This window comes from Microbacterium sp. CJ77, assembly GCF_002911615.1.
Classification (GTDB): domain Bacteria; phylum Actinomycetota; class Actinomycetes; order Actinomycetales; family Microbacteriaceae; genus Microbacterium.
Genome location: NZ_PQBR01000011.1, coordinates 37,709 through 54,760, shown reverse-complemented (window position 1 = coordinate 54,760; position 17,052 = coordinate 37,709). Strand labels below are relative to the sequence as shown.

14 protein-coding genes and 1 tRNA gene are annotated in these 17,052 nt (G+C 69.6%); 9 read left to right on the top strand and 6 right to left on the bottom strand.

From position 1 onward, the window contains the following. Positions 1 to 129 precede the first annotated feature (129 nt). The gene (gene gltX / locus C2868_RS08690; protein ID WP_100810529.1) at positions 130 to 1,650 is read left to right on the top strand and encodes a glutamate--tRNA ligase; all 1,521 of its coding nucleotides are present in this window, start codon (positions 130 to 132) and stop codon (positions 1,648 to 1,650) included. A 70-nt stretch (positions 1,651 to 1,720) separates the two neighbouring features. Then, positions 1,721 to 1,792: transfer RNA gene (locus C2868_RS08685), tRNA-Gln, on the top strand. A gap of 160 nt (positions 1,793 to 1,952) precedes the next feature. Here the strand turns inward: C2868_RS08685 and C2868_RS08680 are convergent. Further along, positions 1,953 to 2,540, bottom strand: coding sequence for a TetR/AcrR family transcriptional regulator (locus C2868_RS08680; protein WP_100810530.1), 588 nt, complete (start codon positions 2,538 to 2,540; stop codon positions 1,953 to 1,955). Positions 2,541 to 2,648: 108 nt separating this feature from the next. Here C2868_RS08680 and C2868_RS08675 point away from each other — a divergent pair, with 108 nt between their 5' ends. From C2868_RS08675 to C2868_RS17430, 3 genes are all read left to right on the top strand, one after another. Further along, positions 2,649 to 5,159: an MMPL family transporter gene (locus C2868_RS08675; protein WP_100810531.1), complete on the top strand. Its 2,511-nt coding sequence runs from the start codon at positions 2,649 to 2,651 to the stop codon at positions 5,157 to 5,159. A gap of 208 nt (positions 5,160 to 5,367) precedes the next feature. Further along, positions 5,368 to 5,769 carry a DUF5684 domain-containing protein gene (locus C2868_RS17435; RefSeq protein WP_157813895.1) on the top strand — a complete coding sequence of 134 codons (402 nt, stop codon included), beginning with the start codon at positions 5,368 to 5,370 and terminating at the stop codon, positions 5,767 to 5,769. After that, a complete protein-coding gene (locus tag C2868_RS17430; RefSeq protein ID WP_157813896.1) occupies positions 5,766 to 6,353 on the top strand; it encodes a DUF998 domain-containing protein in 588 nt (195 codons plus the stop codon). The genes C2868_RS17435 and C2868_RS17430 overlap by 4 nt, the downstream gene beginning before the upstream one ends. Positions 6,354 to 6,380: 27 nt before the next feature. Here the strand turns inward: C2868_RS17430 and C2868_RS08665 are convergent, their stop codons facing one another. Continuing rightward, positions 6,381 to 8,012, bottom strand: coding sequence for an ABC-F family ATP-binding cassette domain-containing protein (locus tag C2868_RS08665; RefSeq protein WP_100810533.1), 1,632 nt, complete (start codon positions 8,010 to 8,012; stop codon positions 6,381 to 6,383). Between the two features lie 287 nt (positions 8,013 to 8,299). After that, positions 8,300 to 9,442, bottom strand: a complete 1,143-nt coding sequence (locus tag C2868_RS08660) for a GDSL-type esterase/lipase family protein (protein WP_100810534.1) — start codon at positions 9,440 to 9,442, stop codon at positions 8,300 to 8,302. Positions 9,443 to 9,514: 72 nt separating this feature from the next. On the opposite strand from C2868_RS08660, the gene C2868_RS08655 reads away from it, so the two are divergent. Together C2868_RS08655 and C2868_RS17425 are read left to right on the top strand one after the other, a co-directional pair. Continuing rightward, positions 9,515 to 10,081: a TetR/AcrR family transcriptional regulator gene (locus C2868_RS08655; RefSeq protein ID WP_100810535.1), complete on the top strand. Its 567-nt coding sequence runs from the start codon at positions 9,515 to 9,517 to the stop codon at positions 10,079 to 10,081. A gap of 50 nt (positions 10,082 to 10,131) precedes the next feature. After that, positions 10,132 to 10,287, top strand: coding sequence for a hypothetical protein (locus tag C2868_RS17425; protein WP_157813897.1), 156 nt, complete (start codon positions 10,132 to 10,134; stop codon positions 10,285 to 10,287). A gap of 132 nt (positions 10,288 to 10,419) precedes the next feature. Here C2868_RS17425 and C2868_RS08645 read toward each other — a convergent pair whose 3' ends face one another. Then, positions 10,420 to 12,480, bottom strand: a complete 2,061-nt coding sequence (locus C2868_RS08645; RefSeq protein ID WP_100810537.1) for a DUF262 domain-containing protein — start codon at positions 12,478 to 12,480, stop codon at positions 10,420 to 10,422. 192 nt (positions 12,481 to 12,672) lie between these two features. Between C2868_RS08645 and C2868_RS08640 the strand changes: the two genes are divergently transcribed. Continuing rightward, positions 12,673 to 13,446, top strand: coding sequence for a hypothetical protein (locus C2868_RS08640; RefSeq protein WP_100810538.1), 774 nt, complete (start codon positions 12,673 to 12,675; stop codon positions 13,444 to 13,446). A 151-nt stretch (positions 13,447 to 13,597) separates the two neighbouring features. On the opposite strand, the gene C2868_RS08635 is transcribed toward C2868_RS08640, so the two are convergent. Together C2868_RS08635 and C2868_RS08630 are read right to left on the bottom strand one after the other, a co-directional pair. Further along, on the bottom strand, positions 13,598 to 14,896 hold the full coding sequence (locus tag C2868_RS08635) for an ABC transporter permease (protein WP_100810539.1): 1,299 nt from the start codon (positions 14,894 to 14,896) through the stop codon (positions 13,598 to 13,600). Continuing rightward, the gene (locus C2868_RS08630) at positions 14,893 to 15,588 is read right to left on the bottom strand and encodes an ABC transporter ATP-binding protein (RefSeq protein ID WP_100810540.1); all 696 of its coding nucleotides are present in this window, start codon (positions 15,586 to 15,588) and stop codon (positions 14,893 to 14,895) included. Before C2868_RS08630 ends, C2868_RS08635 begins: the two co-directional genes overlap by 4 nt. Positions 15,589 to 15,769: 181 nt before the next feature. On the opposite strand from C2868_RS08630, the gene C2868_RS08625 reads away from it, so the two are divergent. Beyond that, positions 15,770 to 17,041, top strand: coding sequence for a histidine kinase (locus C2868_RS08625; protein WP_100810541.1), 1,272 nt, complete (start codon positions 15,770 to 15,772; stop codon positions 17,039 to 17,041). Positions 17,042 to 17,052 lie beyond the last annotated feature (11 nt).

Below are 17,052 nucleotides of genomic sequence, written 5' to 3'. Positions count from 1 at the left end.
GGGGCGGGGGCGCGGGGGGGGGGGGGGGGGGCGGGGGGGGGGGGCGCGCGCGGCGGGGGGGGGGGGGGGCCCCCCGCCCCGCCACTCGCGCCGGACCCGGGCCCCCGCCGCGAGTAGGCTGGGGTCGCCATGTCTGACGCCCCCGCATCTGCCCCATATCCCACCACGACCGCGACCGGAGCGGACGTGCGCGTGCGCTTCTGCCCCTCGCCGACGGGCCTTCCGCACGTCGGTCTGGTCCGCACCGCCCTGTTCAACTGGGGGTACGCGCGTCACCACGGCGGCACGATGGTGTTCCGCATCGAAGACACGGATGCCGCGCGCGACAGCGAGGAGAGCTACGCACAGCTGCTCGACGCGCTGCGGTGGCTGAAGATCGACTGGGACGAGGGTGTCGAGGTCGGGGGACCGCATGCTCCGTACCGGCAGTCGCAGCGGCACGAGATCTACCGCGAGGTGCTCGACAAGCTCATCGCGGCCGGCGCCGTGTACGAGAGCTACTCGAACGCCGAAGAGATCGATGCCCGCAACGAGGCCAACGGTCGCGCCAAGCAGCTCGGCTACGACAACTACGACCGGAACCTGACCGACGAGCAGAAGGCCGCGTTCCGTGCCGAGGGCCGCGAGCCCGCTTGGCGCCTGCGCGTGCCGGACGAGGACGTCACATACGAGGACCTGATCCGCGGCGAGGTGACCTTCCCGGCCGGATCGTTCCCGGACTTCGTGATCGTCCGGGCCGGAGGCATCCCGCTCTACACGTTCGTCAACCCGGTCGACGATGCGCTCATGGGCATCACCCACGTGCTGCGCGGCGAAGACCTCATGCCCTCGACCGCGCGCCAGCTCTCGCTCTACCGCGCCCTGATCGACGCGGGCGTGACGACGTTCATCCCGCGCTTCGGACACATGCCGCTCGTGCTCGGCGACGGCAACAAGAAGCTCTCGAAGCGCGACCCGCGCGCCGACCTGTTCCTGCAGCGCGAGAAGGGGTTCATCCCCGAGGGGCTCCTGAACTACCTGGCCCTGCTCGGCTGGTCGCTGTCGCACGACCGCGATGTCTTCTCTCTCGACGAGTTCGTCGCGGCTTTCGACATCGTCAACGTCAACCCCAACCCGGCCCGGTTCGATCAGAAGAAGGCCGAGTCGATCAACGGTGACCACATCCGGATGCTCGAACCCGCCGATTTCGCGGAGCGCATCCTGCCGTACCTGGCGTCGGCGGGTCTGATCTCGATGCCCCCCACAGCGCGGGAGGCCGAACTGATCGAGGCATCCGCTCCTCTCGTGCAGGAGCGCATTCCGCTGCTCGGCGACGTGCCCGGGATGCTCGGGTTCCTGTTCGTCGACGAGGTGACGTACGACGACGACGCCCTTGCGGGGTTGCCCGAGAACGCGAACGAGGTGCTGGTCGCCTCGGTCGGTGCGCTCGAGCTCGTGCCCGAGTCGGAGTTCCGCGCCGCGGCCATCCAGGAGGCCATGAATTCGGCCCTCGTCGAGGGGCTGGGGCTCAAGCCCCGCGTCGCCTTCGGACCGCCGCGCGTGGCTCTGACGGGCCGCCGCGTGTCGCCGCCGCTGTTCGAATCGATGGAGATGCTCGGCAAGGCGGAGTCGATTCGTCGCCTGGGCGCGCTGGTCGAGCACCGCGCATAGGCGGGGCGGTTTGGAAGGGCCCTCGCGGTCGTCTAGACTGGATCGTCGGCACGGTTTCGATCGTGACCGGTGGGGTATGGTGTAATTGGCAACACGGCGGTTTCTGGTTCCGTTGTTCTTGGTTCGAGTCCAGGTACCCCAGCAAGCAAGGCTCTCGATTTTCGGGGGTCTTTTTTGTTGCCGCCCCTGACTGCCCTGCGAACGGACGCGACACGCCGTGTGGCTCCACTGCCGACGGCGTGTCGCGTCCGTTCGCGGGCGTGGGCGTGGGACACGGGTGCGGGAAACGGACCGCCCAGGGCTCAGCTGCGGGTCGGCGCCGCGCCGAGCACGGCGTCGAGCAGGCGCTCGGCGTCGCCCGGCTCGATCGGGGCGCGGCTCAGCGCCCGCAGCAGTACGGCTCCGATCAGAGCCTCCGCGAGCTGTTCGACGGGCGCGCCCTCGGGCAGGTTCGGCGCGGTTCCGATGGCGCGCGACAGCCGGCCCGACACGGACTCGGACCCCGAGAGGCTGTCGCGCAGCCGGCGCCCGATCTCGGCATGCTCAGCGGCTGCCGCGATCAGAGAGCGCAGGATCGTCTCGCCCTGGGCCGACTCGAGGAGCGCGAAGACCTCGCCGAGCCAGGCGGTGAGATCGCGACGGATGTCGCCGGTGTCGGGGAGCAGCAGCCGCCCGTCGAGCAGCTTGCCCTCGAGGAGGCACTCCGCGACGACCGCGCCCTTCGAGGGCCACCAGCGGTAGATCGTCTGTTTGCCGACTCCGGCCCGGGCGGCGATGCCCTCCATGGTCAGGTGGTCGTAGCCGCGCTCGGCCAGGAGGCCCGCGGCGGCGTTGAGGATCGCGAGGCGCGCGGCTTCGCTGCGGACGGGGCCGCTCCGGGGAAGCGTCATGATCGATCCTCAGGTTAGACGAGACGGTCCGTGTTATCTTATCGGTGCCGATCGATGCGGAGCGGGCCTCATCGATGGGGCACGCCTCCGCGAATCTGAGGGAGAGTCGTGGCCGAACTGTTGCACCGTCTGGGATCGTTTGCCGCTCGACGGGCCTGGACCGTCATCGTCAGCTGGTTCGTCATCCTCGGCATCGCCGTCGGCGGCTTCCTCGTCGGGTTCGCGGGACTGAGCTCCAGCTTCGACATCCCGGGAACGGCGTCGGGCGACGTCATCGCCGAGCTCGAGGAGCAGCTGCCCGACTTCAGCGGCGCCTCGGGCATCGTGGTGTTCCACACCGAGGACGACGGCGCATTCACCGACGAGCAGCGCGCCGAGATCGCGGAGCTTGTGGAGTCGGGCCGCGACCTGCCCGATGTCTCCGACGTGATCGATCCCTTCGCGACCGATCAGCAGCTCACCGACCAGCGCCAGCAGGTCGAGGACGGGCGGACGCAGCTCGCGGATGCGCGGCCTCAGGCGGAAGCGGGCGAGGTACAGCTCGACGCCGGTCAGGCGCAGCTGGACGCCGGTCAAGCACAGCTCGACGCGGCGCGCTCCCAGCTCGAGGCGCGGGGATTGCCGACGACGGCGCTCGATGCCCAGCAGGCGCAACTGGATGCCCAGCAGGCGGTCATCGACGACCAGCGCCAGCAGCTGACGGACGGCCTCGCCACGATCGATGAGAACGAGGCCGAGCTCGAGCGGGGCGCCGAACTGCTCTCGTTCGCGGACGGCATCCGCGTCGTCTCGGAAGACGGCGCCACCGCGATCGTCAATGTGCAGTTCTCCGAACCGCGCCTCGAGCTCGCACAGGAGTCGAAGGACGCCGTGATCGAGCACTTCGAGTCCGAGCCGATCGAGGGCGTCGAGGTGGCGTTCTCGACCGACATCTCGCAGGGCGTCCCCGAGATCCTGGGTGTCGGCGAGGTGGTCGGTGTGGCCATCGCGGCCATCGTCCTCGTCGTGGTGCTGGGCTCGATCCTCGCCGCGTCCTTCCCGATCGTCACCGCCCTGGTCGGAGTGGCGATCGGGGCCATGGCGACGCTGTCGTTCTCGGGTCTTGTGCAGATGGCATCCGTGACCCCGATTCTCGGCGTGATGCTCGGGCTCGCGGTCGGCATCGACTACTCGCTCTTCATCATCTACCGGCACCGGCGGCAGCTGCTCGAGGGCGCCGACGTCCACGAGTCGATCGGACTGGCAAACGGCACCGCGGGCAACGCGGTCGTGTTCGCGGGTGCGACGGTCATCGTCGCGCTGCTGGCGCTCAACATCACGGGTGTGCCGTTCCTCGGTGTCATGGGAACGGCCGGCGCGGTGAGCGTCGCGGTCGCGGTGCTGATCGCCGTGTCGCTCACCCCCGCCCTGCTCGGGCTCGCGAAGTACCGCATCCTGAGCAAGCGCGCTGTGGCACGGGCGCGTGCGGCGGATCCGGATGCCGTGGCTCGGGCATCCCGGTCCGTACGTCCCATGTCGACCCTGCGTGCCGTCCTCACGGTCGTCGTCGCCACCGTTGCGCTGCTCGTCGTGGCGATCCCCGCGCTGTCGATGCGGCTCGGCCTGCCCGACGGCGGGTCTGAGGCCGCGGATTCGTCCGCCTATCGGGCGTTCACTCTGACGGAGGAGTCGTTCGGCGCGGGCGCGAACGGGCCGCTGCTCGTGACGGCGTCGCTGCCGGCCGGACTCGACGACGACGCAGCTCTCGACGCGCAGCTGAGCGTCGCGCGCGAACTCATGGCTCAGGAGGATGTCGTCGCGGTCGCGCCCGTCGCGCTCTCGGACGACAATCGGCTCACCGCGTTCCAGGTGATCCCCGCCGAGGGGCCGAGCAGCACCTCGACCGAGACGCTCGTGCGCGACCTGCGCGATGTGCCCCCGATCGACGGCGACATCACGCTCGGCGTCGCCGGGCAGGCCGCGATCAACATCGATATCTCGGAGGGGCTGGCGGATGTCCTTCCGCTCTACCTGCTCGTCGTCGTCGGCCTGTCGTTCCTGATCATGGTGATGGTGTTCCGATCGCTCCTCGTGCCGCTGATCGCGACCGCCGGATTCGTGCTCTCGCTCTTCGCCACCTATGGCGCGGTGACGGCGGTCTTCCAGTGGGGATGGTTCGGCGAACTCTTCGGCGTGCACAACCCGGGGCCCATCCTGAGCTTCCTGCCGGTGATCCTCGTCGGCATCCTCTTCGGTCTCGCGATGGACTACCAGCTCTTCCTCGCATCCGGAATGCGTGAGGCGTGGGCGCACGGGGCGCCGGCTCGGCTCGCGGTCGCGCAGGGCTTCCGCGCCGGTCGCTCGGTCGTGATCGCCGCGGCGCTCATCATGGTCGCGGTGTTCTCGGGCTTCATCACGTCCGAGTCGGTCATCATCAAGTCGATGGGACTGGGGCTCGCCCTCGGCGTGCTCTTCGACGCGTTCGTCGTGCGGATGCTGCTGATGCCCGCGCTCATGCACCTGCTCGGTCAGGCGGCCTGGTGGCTGCCGCGCTGGCTCGATCGCATCGTGCCGAACGTCGATGTGGAGGGCGCGGCCCTCGAGCGCCGGCATCCGGTCCATCACGGGCACGTCAGCTGATTCCTTCCGAGTTGCGACGCCGTCGATCCATCCGCGAAGTCCTCTGATGCGAAACCTGGCGGTGGGACGCGGTCGCTCAATAGAGTGTGCATTCTCGGGGTCATGCGCCCTGAGGCATTCGTAGCCCCGTACCGATCGTGCGAACACGGGAACCTCACGGATGCTTCGCTCCATTGCTCCGAGGGAATCGATGTATTACGCAACTGAGATGGATCCGGGATTCGGCCTGCTGAGCTTCTTCGTCGCCGTGCTCGTGTACGTCTACCACGCGCTCACGCTGATGTTCATCTTCCGGAAGGCCGGGCTGAAGGCGTGGCCCGCCTGGGTGCCGCTCTTCAATGTCTGGCGGCTGCTCCAGCTGGGCGGTCAGAAGGGGTGGTGGGTGCTCGTCGGACTCATCCCCGTCGTCGGGACGATCGTGTACCTCGTGTTCTTGATCATCGCGGGGATCAACATTCAGACCGCCCTCGGCAAGCCGGGGGTGTTCTACCTGCTCGCCATCTTCCTCACGCCCGTCTGGTACGGCATCCTGGCCTGGGACAGCTCGACCTGGCAACCGAAGCACAACCCGGTCGTACCCCCGTCGGGGTACGAGGGCGCTCCCGCGTGACGGGTCTGGCTGCGGTACTGCTGCTCGCAGGCGTGGCGATCGCCCTTCTCAGCCTGATCGTCGTGCACCTGCTGCCGACCGGCCTGAACCCGGTGCGCGACCCCGTGAGCCAGTACGGCATCACCTCCTACCGCGGGTGGTACTGGTCGGCGGCGGGCGGCGCCGCAGTGGCGGGGATCGGTGGGGTGCTGTTCTTCGCTCCGACCGGCGGCGTCATCTCGACGGTGACGATCGTGCTGCTGGCGGTGTTCGCCGTCGCGCGCGCGGCGATCGGCTTCTTTCCGATGGATGCCCCCGGCTCGGGCCGCACGGGCACCGGCCGGACCCACAACCTTCTGGCCACGGCTGCTTTCGCCTCGGTGACGGCCGCCGCGTTCACGGGTGCCGGAGCACTGCACGATGCAGGATTTCCGGATGCGTCGGCCTGGTCGACCGCGTGCGGTGTCGTCATGGCGGTCGGCGCGATCGGCGTGCTGATCACCGCCCGCCGGGAACGACTGGGGCTCTTCGGCCTGACGGAACGGATCATCTACCTCGGCTTTCTCGCGTGGTTCGTCCTGCTGGGGGTGCTCGCGCTGTCGTAGTCGGCGACCCGCGACCTGTCGGTCTCGCTAACGCATGTGGGTGAGGACTCCGTCGCCGTCTAGCCGCAGCTCGGCCGTCAGGTCGAGCCCGTCGAGGAACGCGCGGTCGTGGCTGACGACGATCAGCGCGCCGCGGTAGGCGGCCAGCGCCTCGGTGAGCTGAGCGACGCTCGGGATGTCGAGGTTGTTGGTCGGCTCGTCGAGCACCAGCAGTTGGGCGGGAGGGGCGGCCAGCAGCAGCGTCGCGAGCGCCGCGCGGAACCTCTCACCACCCGAGAGCGAACCGACCGGACGGTCGGCCGCGGTGCCCCGCAGCAGCAGCCGGGCGAGCTGGTTGCGCAGCTCGGCGGCCGGTACTCCGGGGGCGGCGGCCTGCACGTTCTCGAGCGCGCTCCGGGCATCGTCCAACCCGTCGAGTCGTTGCGAGAGGTACCCGACACGCTCGACCAGCGCCTCGGCGCGCGCCCGGGCGACGTCGGCGGGGGCGTCTCCGGACGGATGGTCCGAAGCATCCGTTCCGCGCAGCAGGCCCTGCAGGAGCGTGGTCTTGCCGACGCCGTTCGGGCCCGTCAGGGCGATGCGCTCCGGGCCCTGCACGAGCACCTCGCGTCCGTCGCCGCCGACCAGGCGGGCGATGCGCCGCGTCCGCGGTACACCGGGATCGGGGAGCTGGATCGAGATGCGATCGTCCTCGCGCACGCGTGACTCCGCCGCATCGACGGCCGCGCGCGCATTCTGGACCTTGTCGTCGAGGATGCCGCGGCGGTTGCCCTGGGACTTCTCCGCGGAGTTGCGGCGGTCGTTGACGACGGCCTTGACGTACTTGCGGTTCGCGGTGTCTTTGCGACCCTGACGCTCGCTGTGCGCGATCTTCTCTTCTGCCTGCACGCGCTGGCGCTTCTCGGTCTTGAGCGTCTGCTCGGCCGATCGCAGGGCGCGCTGGGCCGCCTCCTGCTCGGCCGCGACGTGCTGCCGATAGGCGCTGTACGGCCCGCCGTAGACCGACAGCGAACCCGCGCGCAGTTCGGCCGTGCTGTCCATCAGCTCGAGCAGGGCGACGTCGTGGCTCACGACGATGAGGGTGCCGCGCCATCCGGCGACCAGCTCGTACGCCCGTTCGCGGGCGTCGGTGTCGAGGTTGTTGGTCGGCTCGTCGAGCAGGGCGATATCGGCGCGGCGCAGCGAGACGCCGACGAGCGCGGTCAGCATCGTCTCGCCGCCCGAGAGGGTGTCGGCGGGTCGGTCGAGGTCTTCGACATCGATCCCGGCGGCGGCGAGGGCGGCGACCGACCGAGCCTCGACATCCCAATCGTCATCGACCCGATCGAACAGGTGCTGCTCGATCGTGCCGCCCTCGATCGCGCGGATGGCGTCGAGGGTGCCGCGCACGCCCAGCAGGTCGGCGATCGTGCCGTGCGGGATCAGCGCCAGGTTCTGGGGCAGGTAGGCGACGACTCCGTTGGCGGTGACACCGCCGCCTGTGGGCACGATGTCGCCCGCGATGATGCGGAGGAGTGTCGACTTGCCGACGCCGTTCAGGCCGACGAGGCCCGTGCGGCGGCGGTCGAAGGCGCCCGAGACGTGGTCGATGGCGGGGGAGCCATCCGGCCAGGCGAAGGTGAGGTCGTGAAGCACGACGGAAGGACGAAAAGCGGGCATGCGGGTCTCCGGTATGTGTCAGGGGGCGCTGACACGGAGCCGCAGGGGAGTGCGCGGGTCGGTCAGCGATGTACGCCGGAACCGTTACCCGTCATGACCCATCCTTCGATTCGCTCCCTCTCACACGCGGCCGGAGTGCCGCAGGAGCGCGGCAGCCAGTCTGCCACATGACGGCACGGTCGGTCACCGAGCCCGCTCACGCACGCTCACCCCGCGCGAACGGACGCGACACGCCGCTCGGCCCCCGTGGCCACGGCGTGTCGCGACCGTTCGCGGGGTCGTGCGGGTCACCCGAAGGGGCCGCCCGGCGCGAACACCCGCTCCGTGAAGCGCTCGCCGATCACGCGGTGCGCCTGAGGGGAGGGATGCAGGCCATCGAGCAACGGCATCGCCGCCGCATCCTCTTCGCCATACAGGTCGGTGCCCTCGACGAAATGCAGGTTCGGGTCATCCGCTCGCCTCTGAATGACATCGCGGAGCGCCTCGCGGATGACCCGCAGCGTCAGACGCCCCTGCGCCGTGTCGCCCGGGGTGCCGGTCGCGACGAAGCGCACCTGACCCGTGCCGAGGGATGCCGGGTCGATCGCGCCGGGCCCCGGGGTGTCTTCGTGGATGCCGGCGAAGAGCGGCGAGATCAGCAGCAGGGGCGCGTCCGGGTGGCCGTCGCGGATCGTGTCGAGAAACCCGTGGACCGCCGGCACGAAGACCCGCAGGTGCATCGCGTCGAGGTTCACGACGTTGATGCCGAGCTTGACGCTGACGATGTCGGCGGGGGTGTCGCGCATGACCCGGGCCAGGAAAGGATCGACGAGTGCGCTCCCGCCGAAGCCGAGGTTGTGGAGATTGACGCCCGCGCGACGGGCAGCGATGGCGGGCCAGATCTCGCTCGGCGCCGTGGCGTTCGAGCCCTGACTGATCGAGCTGCCGTGATGCAGCCACACACGGCCTCGCTCTGGGTCGGGCCGGATCGGCGCGTCGGATCGGAGGGATACGAGTTCGATCGACTCGTTGTGCGGCAGCCAGATCTCCACGCGACAGTCGATGCCAGGCAGGGTCACCGTCGTCGTGTGCGGCGGACCGGCGTGCGGGGTCATCGATCCCGTCCGCAGGTCGACGTCGATCGCGTCGCCGCCCGTGAGCTCGTCGCTGACGACGCGCGATCCCTCGATGAACACGTCGATCCTCCCACGCGGACGGTCGGCGCCGAGATACACGACGCGGGTCGGGTGCGTGACGAGCTCGAGAGTCGCGGCGGCTGTGCGGAAGACGATCCGCGTTCCGGAGGGTTGCGCCTCCATCGACATCAGCTGACCGTCCGCGAACCGCTCGCGCACCTCCGCGGGCAGACGGTGAGGGGTGACCCCGTGCGCGGTCTGCTCGAGGTCGGCGGTGCCACGGAAGAGGTCGGGGGAGAGGGTCGTCTGAATCACGGAACGTTAACCTACACCCTGTAGGCTGGAAGTAACGGGTTATAGGAGCGTCAGAGACCGGGAGGAGAGCGAATGCCTCGAGCACATCTCACCGCCGCTGACGTGGTGTCGGCCGCGGCCGGGATCGCGGATCGCGAGGGCTTCGACGCCGTGTCGGTCTCCGCCGTCGCGCGAGCCCTCGACGTTCAGCCGGCGAGCCTGTATTCGCACGTCCGCGATCGGGCAGCGCTGCTGGACGGCATCCATCGCCTCGCTCTCGCCGAACTCGCGGACCGCGTCGGTGCGGCGATCGCCGGCCGCGCGGGACGTGACGCGCTCGTCGCGCTGGCCGATGCCCACCGAGACCTTGCGGCCGAGCGACCCGGCGTCTGGGCGGCGCTGCAGCGGCCAGCCGGTCCCGAGACCGTCCGCTCGACCGAAGCGGCCCGCGTGGCGTCGCTCATGCTCGCGGTTCTGCGCGGCTACGACCTGCCCGAGTCCGCGCTCGTGCACGCCACGCGTTTCGTCGGCGCGACGATCAACGGATACCTCGCGCTGGATCGCTCCGGCGCCTACAGCGGACGTGACGAGTCGACGGATGCCTCGTGGTCGTGGACAATCGACGCCCTGGATCGAGCACTCCGCGACGCTGCGGGATGAGCGATGTCAACCCCATACGCTTCGCCCGACGTGAGGACGATGCTCGATGCATGAGCACCGAAAACAACAAGATCGACGGACCCACCGGCAAGCCGAGCCAGGCCGAGGGCGCCGACCCCGACCAGCCGGAGGGCTCGCAGGCATCGGAACCGCTGCCCGCGGAGGGCCACCCCTCACCCGCAGATGGCGGCGAGCTCGACGAATGAGGTCGGGTTCCGGGCGCTGACGCGCGAAAGGACGCAACATGCCGTGTCGCCCGGCGGCGCGACGGCGTGTTGCGTCGGTTCGGCGCGAAGCGGAAACCGGATCTGCGGCGTTGCAGTCGGGGTTGACCCCGATTACATCGCGGCGCCGGTATAGGAGTACTTCACGAACACCTCGGACGCGATGCCGGCCTCGTCGAGCACACCCTGCACGGCGGTGAGCATGTACCTCGAGTCCCACCCCATGTAGAGGAAGTTCGACTCGTCGAGCGCGTCCCAGTGGCCGTTCCACGCCTGCTCGGGATAGATCGGCCCGCCGCGCCGCGTGCTGAAGGCGACGACGTGCTCGCGCCCGTCGGCCCACAGGCGTTTGAAGATGCGGTTGAAGAGGTACTTGATGTCGTAGACCTCCCAGTGCTCGCCACGGTACTCGACGTACTCGAACTCGCGCTCCCACCCGCGCGGCCAGCCTCGGCGGCGCACCGCGTCGAGGATCGGCGTGAGCCCGTCGTCGTCGATCGCGATCACCTGGGGGCGCGCCCAGATCTCCACGAACGCCTCGGTGAGCGCGGCCGTGCGTGCGGTGATCGCGGCCGTGCCCCATGCCGGCGCGTCCGCGAGGGCGGTCGTGAGGGCGAGGCGGCTCTGCGGGTAGATCGTGTCGCGCTTTTCGGGGAAGGATGCGTCGAACCCGCGCTCGGCGAGCGGCGTCTCGATCAGTGTCAGGTTGCCGAGTGTCGGCGCGAGCGCACGGTGGCTGTTCTGCTCGTCCTCGCTGTAGTCGGCCCACGCCCGCTCGCCGTCGCCCGTCCAGGTGTCGGCGGGTGCGAGCGGGAAGACGTGCTCGACGTCGAAGCCCTCGAGGCCCGCGCCCCCCACTGGCGCGACGCCCGCGAGGCGACCCAGAACGTATGCCGCGTGGGGGAGTGCGCCGTACTTGAGCTCGACGCGGACGCGCTCGTTCGAGGGCATGATCCGCGCGATCGCCCGGACCAGGGCATCCGCTCCGTCCTCACGGGCACGGCAGAGTCGGGCGACCAGGCGATCGTTCGACAGGCCCGAGATCGTGCGGCGCAGCAGCAGCGACTGGATGTTCTCGAGCGTCGCGATCAGCTCGACACGGTCGGTCGCGCCCTGCGCGTAGTCGCGGTACGCGCGCATGACGAGCGGGTACATGCCGCGTCCGAACGTGTTGATATATCCCAGTTGACGGGCGATTTCGGGATCCGGTTCCTGCGTCGGGTCGAGCAGGATGCGGTAGATGTCGGAGTAGTCGCGCCACTCCGAGGCATCCGCGCGGAGCGTCGCGAGGTCGAGGCGCGGGAAGCGCTGCCGGAAGGCGTCGTACACGCTGCGCTCGCCCGCGACGGCGACCTCGCGGCCCGTGGTCATGACCAGGAAATGGCGCCAGAAGCTCGCGATCGCCTCGCCCGTGTTGCGCTCGATCGGCACCCAGTAGGCGTCCTCGATCTCGCTCTGCTCGGCGTGCGACAGGCCCATGAGGACGTAGTTGTGGATCAGCTCGTGGTCGCGCAGGGGCTCGCCCGTGGAGTTCAGGCTCTCGAAGATCTGCTGCGCATTCGCGCCCGCGCCCAGCGTGATCGACACGTGCTCGAGCTTCTGCAGGCCGCGCCAGATGCGGGGCACCTCGTCGAGACGGACCTGGCTGCGGAAGAAGGCGTAGTTGTCGTCGAAGCGCGACTCGCGGTAGGCGTGCTCGGGTCCGCGGCGGTCGAGCACGACGCTCTCGAACACGCGGGCCCAGGCCCGGTGCGGCCGCAGTTTGGTGCGCTCGGGGTCGTCGGCCCGCACGAGCACGCGCTCGAGTTCGGCCGCGAGCTCGGGGTCGACGTCGCGGACGGTGTGGTGCAGGGCCGCGACCAGCAGCATGAGCGTCGTGATGCGCTGCTGCCCGTCGATCAGCACAAGCTCACCCGCGGGGGCGGATGCATCCGGTTCCGCGTTCTCGTCGGCGCCCGGGTCGGCGCTCACGGTCGAGAGGATCGAGCCGATGAAGTGCATGCTGCGATCGTCGAGGTCTGCGACCGCACGGATGTCGCCGAGGAGCTGCTCGCAGCCGCCGATGTCCCAGCGGTACTGGCGCTGGTAGACGGGGACGACGATCGTGGTGTCGGGCGCCGACAGCCAGGCGACCGTGTTGACCGCGATCGCGTCGACGTTGGTGGCACTGCCCATGTGTTCTGCTTCGCCCCCTGATGCCTCGGAACCGCGGGGGCGAACCACCCGCGCGGTCCAGTCTAGGCATCCGTTCCACCCGCTCCGTTATTCACGGCCGGGGCTCCGGGGGCGTTCAGGGGCCGGAGGTAGGCTTGCCTAAGTTGGGCCTGTTAAAACGTGCTGGCCCTCTGACGAAAGGCATGTCACCTTATGGGTTACATCAAATCCGCAGCGCTCGAAGAGACCGGCTATGTGGTGCTCGACTCCTACAACCAGGAGCTCGACCCCAAGGAATGGCTCGACATCGAGTACAACGACTGGAAGTCCTCGGGCGACACGCGCTTCGCGCCGCTCGCGAGTGCATTCGGCGACATCGAGTGCAACGGCTTCTGGAACCACAAGCCGCCGCGCACCGACAAGGACGGCGTCTGGATCGACTCACAGACCGAGAAGGCCCCGATCCTCACGCGTCGCGCGCAGGAGCCGGGTGCGAACGTCGGTCGTTGCCGCGTGATCGAGCTGCAGCCGAACACCTACGCCGACTGCCTCTACAACCTGCACCAGGACGACAACAACCGCCTGAATCCGGACGGCACGGGCTGGGTCGTCCGCGGATTCTTCAACCTCACCGACGACAAGACGAGCTACTTCGTGCTGCGCGACAACCGCACCGACCCCGAGGGTGAGGTGCGCATCGCCCTGCCAGCCGGCGCCCAGCTGATCGTCGACACGCAGCGCCTGTGGCACGCCGCGACCCACCCGGGCACCGAGCCGCGCTACTGCCTGATCACGTCGTGGACGTCGGGCCCCGAGCTCGACGCGTACATCGAGAAGTACAACGGCAAGCCGCACGTGCCGAACTTCGAGGTTCCGCAGGACGAGCTCGACGCGGGCCAGGCCGAGCAGACCCGCCGTCTCGCCGCGCGCGCCGCTTTCTATGCCGCGAAGGGTCAGGCCGAGAAGGTCGTGATGAGCGAGGCCTGAGCCCCCCGCATCCGTTCTTCGGCGCCGAACACCCCTCGCGCGACGAAACACCCCTCGACATCGGTTTCGATGCACGAGGGGTGTTTCGCTGTCCGGGACGGGCGGTACCGGACGGGACCCGATGCCCGGGACCGGATGCCCCGCGCCGGGCTTACTCGTACCGGAGCGACTCGACCGGGTCGGCGCCCGCGGCCCGGGCCGCGGGCAGGGTTCCGGCGAGGAAAGCGATGCCCATCACGATCAGGATGACCGTCGCGATCGACACGGGGTCGAACGCCAGCAGCGTGAGACCCGGCAGGTCGGCGAGCAGCGTGTCCGCCAGTGCTGAACTGAGCGCCGTGCCCGCGAGGATCCCGATGCCGGCGCCGATCGCGCTGCCGAGGAACCCGATGAACACCGCCTCGAGGCTGAAGAGCGCGAAAACCCGCCCCGACCCCATGCCCATGGCCTTCATCAGGCCGATCTCGCGGGTGCGCTCCTGCACCGACATGTACAGCGTATTGACGATGCCGAAGCTCGCCGCGAGCAGCGCGATGATGGCGAACGCGTTCAGCACCAGCACGATGCCATCGATGATCGCGGTGAAGGTGCCGAGCTGATCAGCGACCGTGGTGCCCGTGTACCCCTCGGCCTCGAGCCGATCCTTGAGGGCGTCGATCTCGGCCGTCGAGGCATCCGGATCGAACCAGATGCTGGCCTGGGCGTAACGTTCCTGGTCCGCGGCCGGAACCCCGATGTTCTGGAAGGCGACCAGCGCATCCGTGAGCGCCTGGTTCGGGGTGACGGTGGTCGTCGGACCCGAGAAGGTCTGCTCGGACACGCCCGTGACGGTGGCCTCGACGGTGTGCGACTGGCGTTCCGCATCCGTGATCCCGAACGTGACGGTCTGGCCGATCGCCGACGCGGCGTCGTCGAAACCGAGTGGTTCGACGAGCGACACGGGGATCGTGACCTCGGGGGCGCTCGAGGCATCGTCGGGTTCGGCTCCCGCCGCGAGCTGGATGGTCTGACCCGCGACGAGCCGGCCGACGCCGGTGACGTACGGGGTGCCGTCGCCGTACTGGATGTAGTCGGCGTTCACCGAGATGGTCGGCGCGACGCGCAGCACGCCGTCGATCGCGGCGAGCGCGTCGAGATCGGTCTGGTCGAGGGCGACGACGGTGCTGCCGGGCGCGGATGTCGGGCCCGCCGAGATCGCGTCGGGGTTGTACTCGATCGGACCGCCGCCGGCCGCCACGCCGGCCCCGGAGGGCTGCGTGACGGTCATCACATCGGTTGCCCCGATCGAGCTGACGGTGTCGTCGATGTAGCGGTTGATGCCCGTGCCGAGCCCGTTGGTGAGCACGAGGGTGAACGCCCCGACGAAGATCGCCAGGATCGTGAGGGTCGTCCGAACCTTGGAGCGGAAGGTCTGCGAGACGGCGGTGCCGATCAGGTCCGAGGTCTTCATGCTGCCACCTCCTCGTTCTCGACGATCAGGCCGTCACGGATCAGGATGCGCCGGTCGCAGCGCGCCGCCAGGTCTTCGTCGTGCGTCACGACGATCAGGGTGATCCCGTGTTCGCGATTGAGCCCGAACAGGATGTCTTCGACCACCGCACCCGTGTTCGAGTCGAGATTGCCGGTCGGTTCGTCGGCGAAGATGATGCGCGGATCGTTGACCAGGGCACGGGCGATGACGGTGCGCTGTTTCTGTCCGCCCGACAGATCGAGAGCCTTGTTGCGGGCCTTGTCGTCGAGTTCGAGCTGGGCGAGGGTCGCCATGGCGCGGCGCTTGCGTTCGCGGCGGCCGACCCCGGCGATCTTCATCGGCAGCATGACGTTGTCGAGCACGGTCGTGCCCGAGGTCAGGAAGAACTGCTGGAACACGAACCCGAAGGTGCGGTTGCGGGTGCGGTTGAGGGCCCGGCCCCGCAGAGTGCGGGTGTCGGTGCCCTCGAGGTCGATGCGTCCGCTCGTCGGCTGGTCGAGAAGCGCGAGCAGGTGCATGAGGGTCGATTTGCCCGACCCGCTCTTGCCGAGGATCGCGACGCTCTCGCCCTCGCGGATGTCGAGGCTGACGCCGCGCAGGGCGTCGAAGCGATTGGCGCCGCGTCCGTAGGACTTGTGGACGTCGGTGACCGAGATCAGCGGGGCGCTCATCGGGTGTTCTTCCGGGTGTGTGAAGTCATATCCCCAGCGTCGTGGTCGCCGGGCGGCGGCGCGTCCCCCGGGCGGATGCATCCGTCTACCGCGTTCGCGGTATGCGTCCTGCGCCCTCGCGGTACGTGCGGTGCCGCGTGGGTACGACGCGCGCGGCGACCCGGCACGCCACACTGGTCTGATGAGTCGCATCGGGGATGACGGGGCGTGGGCGATCCCGCGTCGCCGCCCGCCCGTGTGGGTCGGCGACGTCATTGCGGCCCTGTTCGTCGTGGCGGGAGCCTTCATGCCCTTCCCGGCGCACGAGTTCCGCGCCGACAGCCCGCTCGTGCTGGTCGTGGCGCTGCTGCCCGCCGTGCTGCTGCCGCTCCGGCGTCGCTGGCCGCTGTCCATCCTCGCGGCCTGCCTGGCGTGCTACGGCGTCGCCGCGTTGCTCGGCACGATCGCGCCCGGTGTTGTGTTGGCGGCGGCGATCGCGATGTTCGGCGTCGCGACCCGCTCGACCCGGCGCCGCACGCTCATCGTGACGGCGGTGGCCGTTCCGGCCATCCTCTCGCTCAGCATGCTCGCCGCGATCGGCAACGTATTCGACCCGCGCACGTTCCAGTTCGCCTTCGTGCTGGGGTTCGCCGCGGCGGCGGGGGACGCGACCCGGTCGCGGCGCGAGTACATCCGCGAGATGACGGAGCGCGCGCTGCGCGCGGAGCAGACGCGCGAGTCCGAGGCGCTGCGCCAGGTCACGGAAGAGCGGCTGCGCATCGCCCGTGACCTGCACGACGCGGTCGCGCATCAGATCTCGGTCATCAGCCTGAACGCGGGCGTGGCCTCGACGTCGCTCGAGACGCGTCCCGAGAAGACGCGCGAGGCGCTGGCGAGCATCCGCCGGGCCTCACGGGCGGTCCTGGCCGAGATCGGTGATCTGCTCGAGATGCTGCGGAGCGTCGAGGGCGATGGGAACGAGGCATCCGTCCGTCCCCCGCAGCCGGGGCTCGAGCAGCTGGACGACCTGATCGCGCGTTTCCAGGAGACGGGTCTCGAGGTCGGCGTGCGCCGCGAGGGCGATCTGGCCGCCGTGCCCATGCCGATCCAGAGGATCGCGTATCGCGTGGTGCAAGAGGGACTCACCAACGCGCACAAGCACGGGGCCCTGCATCGCGCGCACGTCCTGTTCGAGGTGGGGCCCGACGCGCTGCGGGTGGTCGTGACGAACCCGGTTCGGGGCGACGAGCCCACCGCCGACGCCGACCGACGAGCGGGGCACGGGCTCACCGGCCTGCGCGAGCGCGTCACGGCGGTGCGGGGCACGGTGCAGGCGGGTTCGACACCCGGCGGGTACCGGCTCGCGGCGACGCTGCCCCTGGGGAGCGACCTGCCCCTGGGGAGCGACCTGCCCCCGGGGAGCGACCTGCGTTCCACGGAAGAACCGCGCGCGACGACCGAGGGGCACACATGACGATCGAGACA

Bases quoted from the DNA above. Each gene is read 5' to 3' on its own strand.
- gltX (WP_100810529.1), top strand. From the start codon at position 130: ATGTCTGACGCCCCCGCATCTGCCCCATATCCCACCACGACCGCGACC.
- C2868_RS08680 (WP_100810530.1), bottom strand. From the start codon at position 2,540: ATGACGCTTCCCCGGAGCGGCCCCGTCCGCAGCGAAGCCGCGCGCCTC.
- C2868_RS17435 (WP_157813895.1), top strand. From the start codon at position 5,368: ATGGATCCGGGATTCGGCCTGCTGAGCTTCTTCGTCGCCGTGCTCGTG.
- C2868_RS08665 (WP_100810533.1), bottom strand. From the start codon at position 8,012: ATGCCCGCTTTTCGTCCTTCCGTCGTGCTTCACGACCTCACCTTCGCC.
- C2868_RS08655 (WP_100810535.1), top strand. From the start codon at position 9,515: ATGCCTCGAGCACATCTCACCGCCGCTGACGTGGTGTCGGCCGCGGCC.
- C2868_RS17425 (WP_157813897.1), top strand. From the start codon at position 10,132: ATGAGCACCGAAAACAACAAGATCGACGGACCCACCGGCAAGCCGAGC.
- C2868_RS08645 (WP_100810537.1), bottom strand. From the start codon at position 12,480: ATGGGCAGTGCCACCAACGTCGACGCGATCGCGGTCAACACGGTCGCC.
- C2868_RS08640 (WP_100810538.1), top strand. From the start codon at position 12,673: ATGGGTTACATCAAATCCGCAGCGCTCGAAGAGACCGGCTATGTGGTG.
- C2868_RS08635 (WP_100810539.1), bottom strand. From the start codon at position 14,896: ATGAAGACCTCGGACCTGATCGGCACCGCCGTCTCGCAGACCTTCCGC.
- C2868_RS08630 (WP_100810540.1), bottom strand. From the start codon at position 15,588: ATGAGCGCCCCGCTGATCTCGGTCACCGACGTCCACAAGTCCTACGGA.
- C2868_RS08625 (WP_100810541.1), top strand. From the start codon at position 15,770: ATGAGTCGCATCGGGGATGACGGGGCGTGGGCGATCCCGCGTCGCCGC.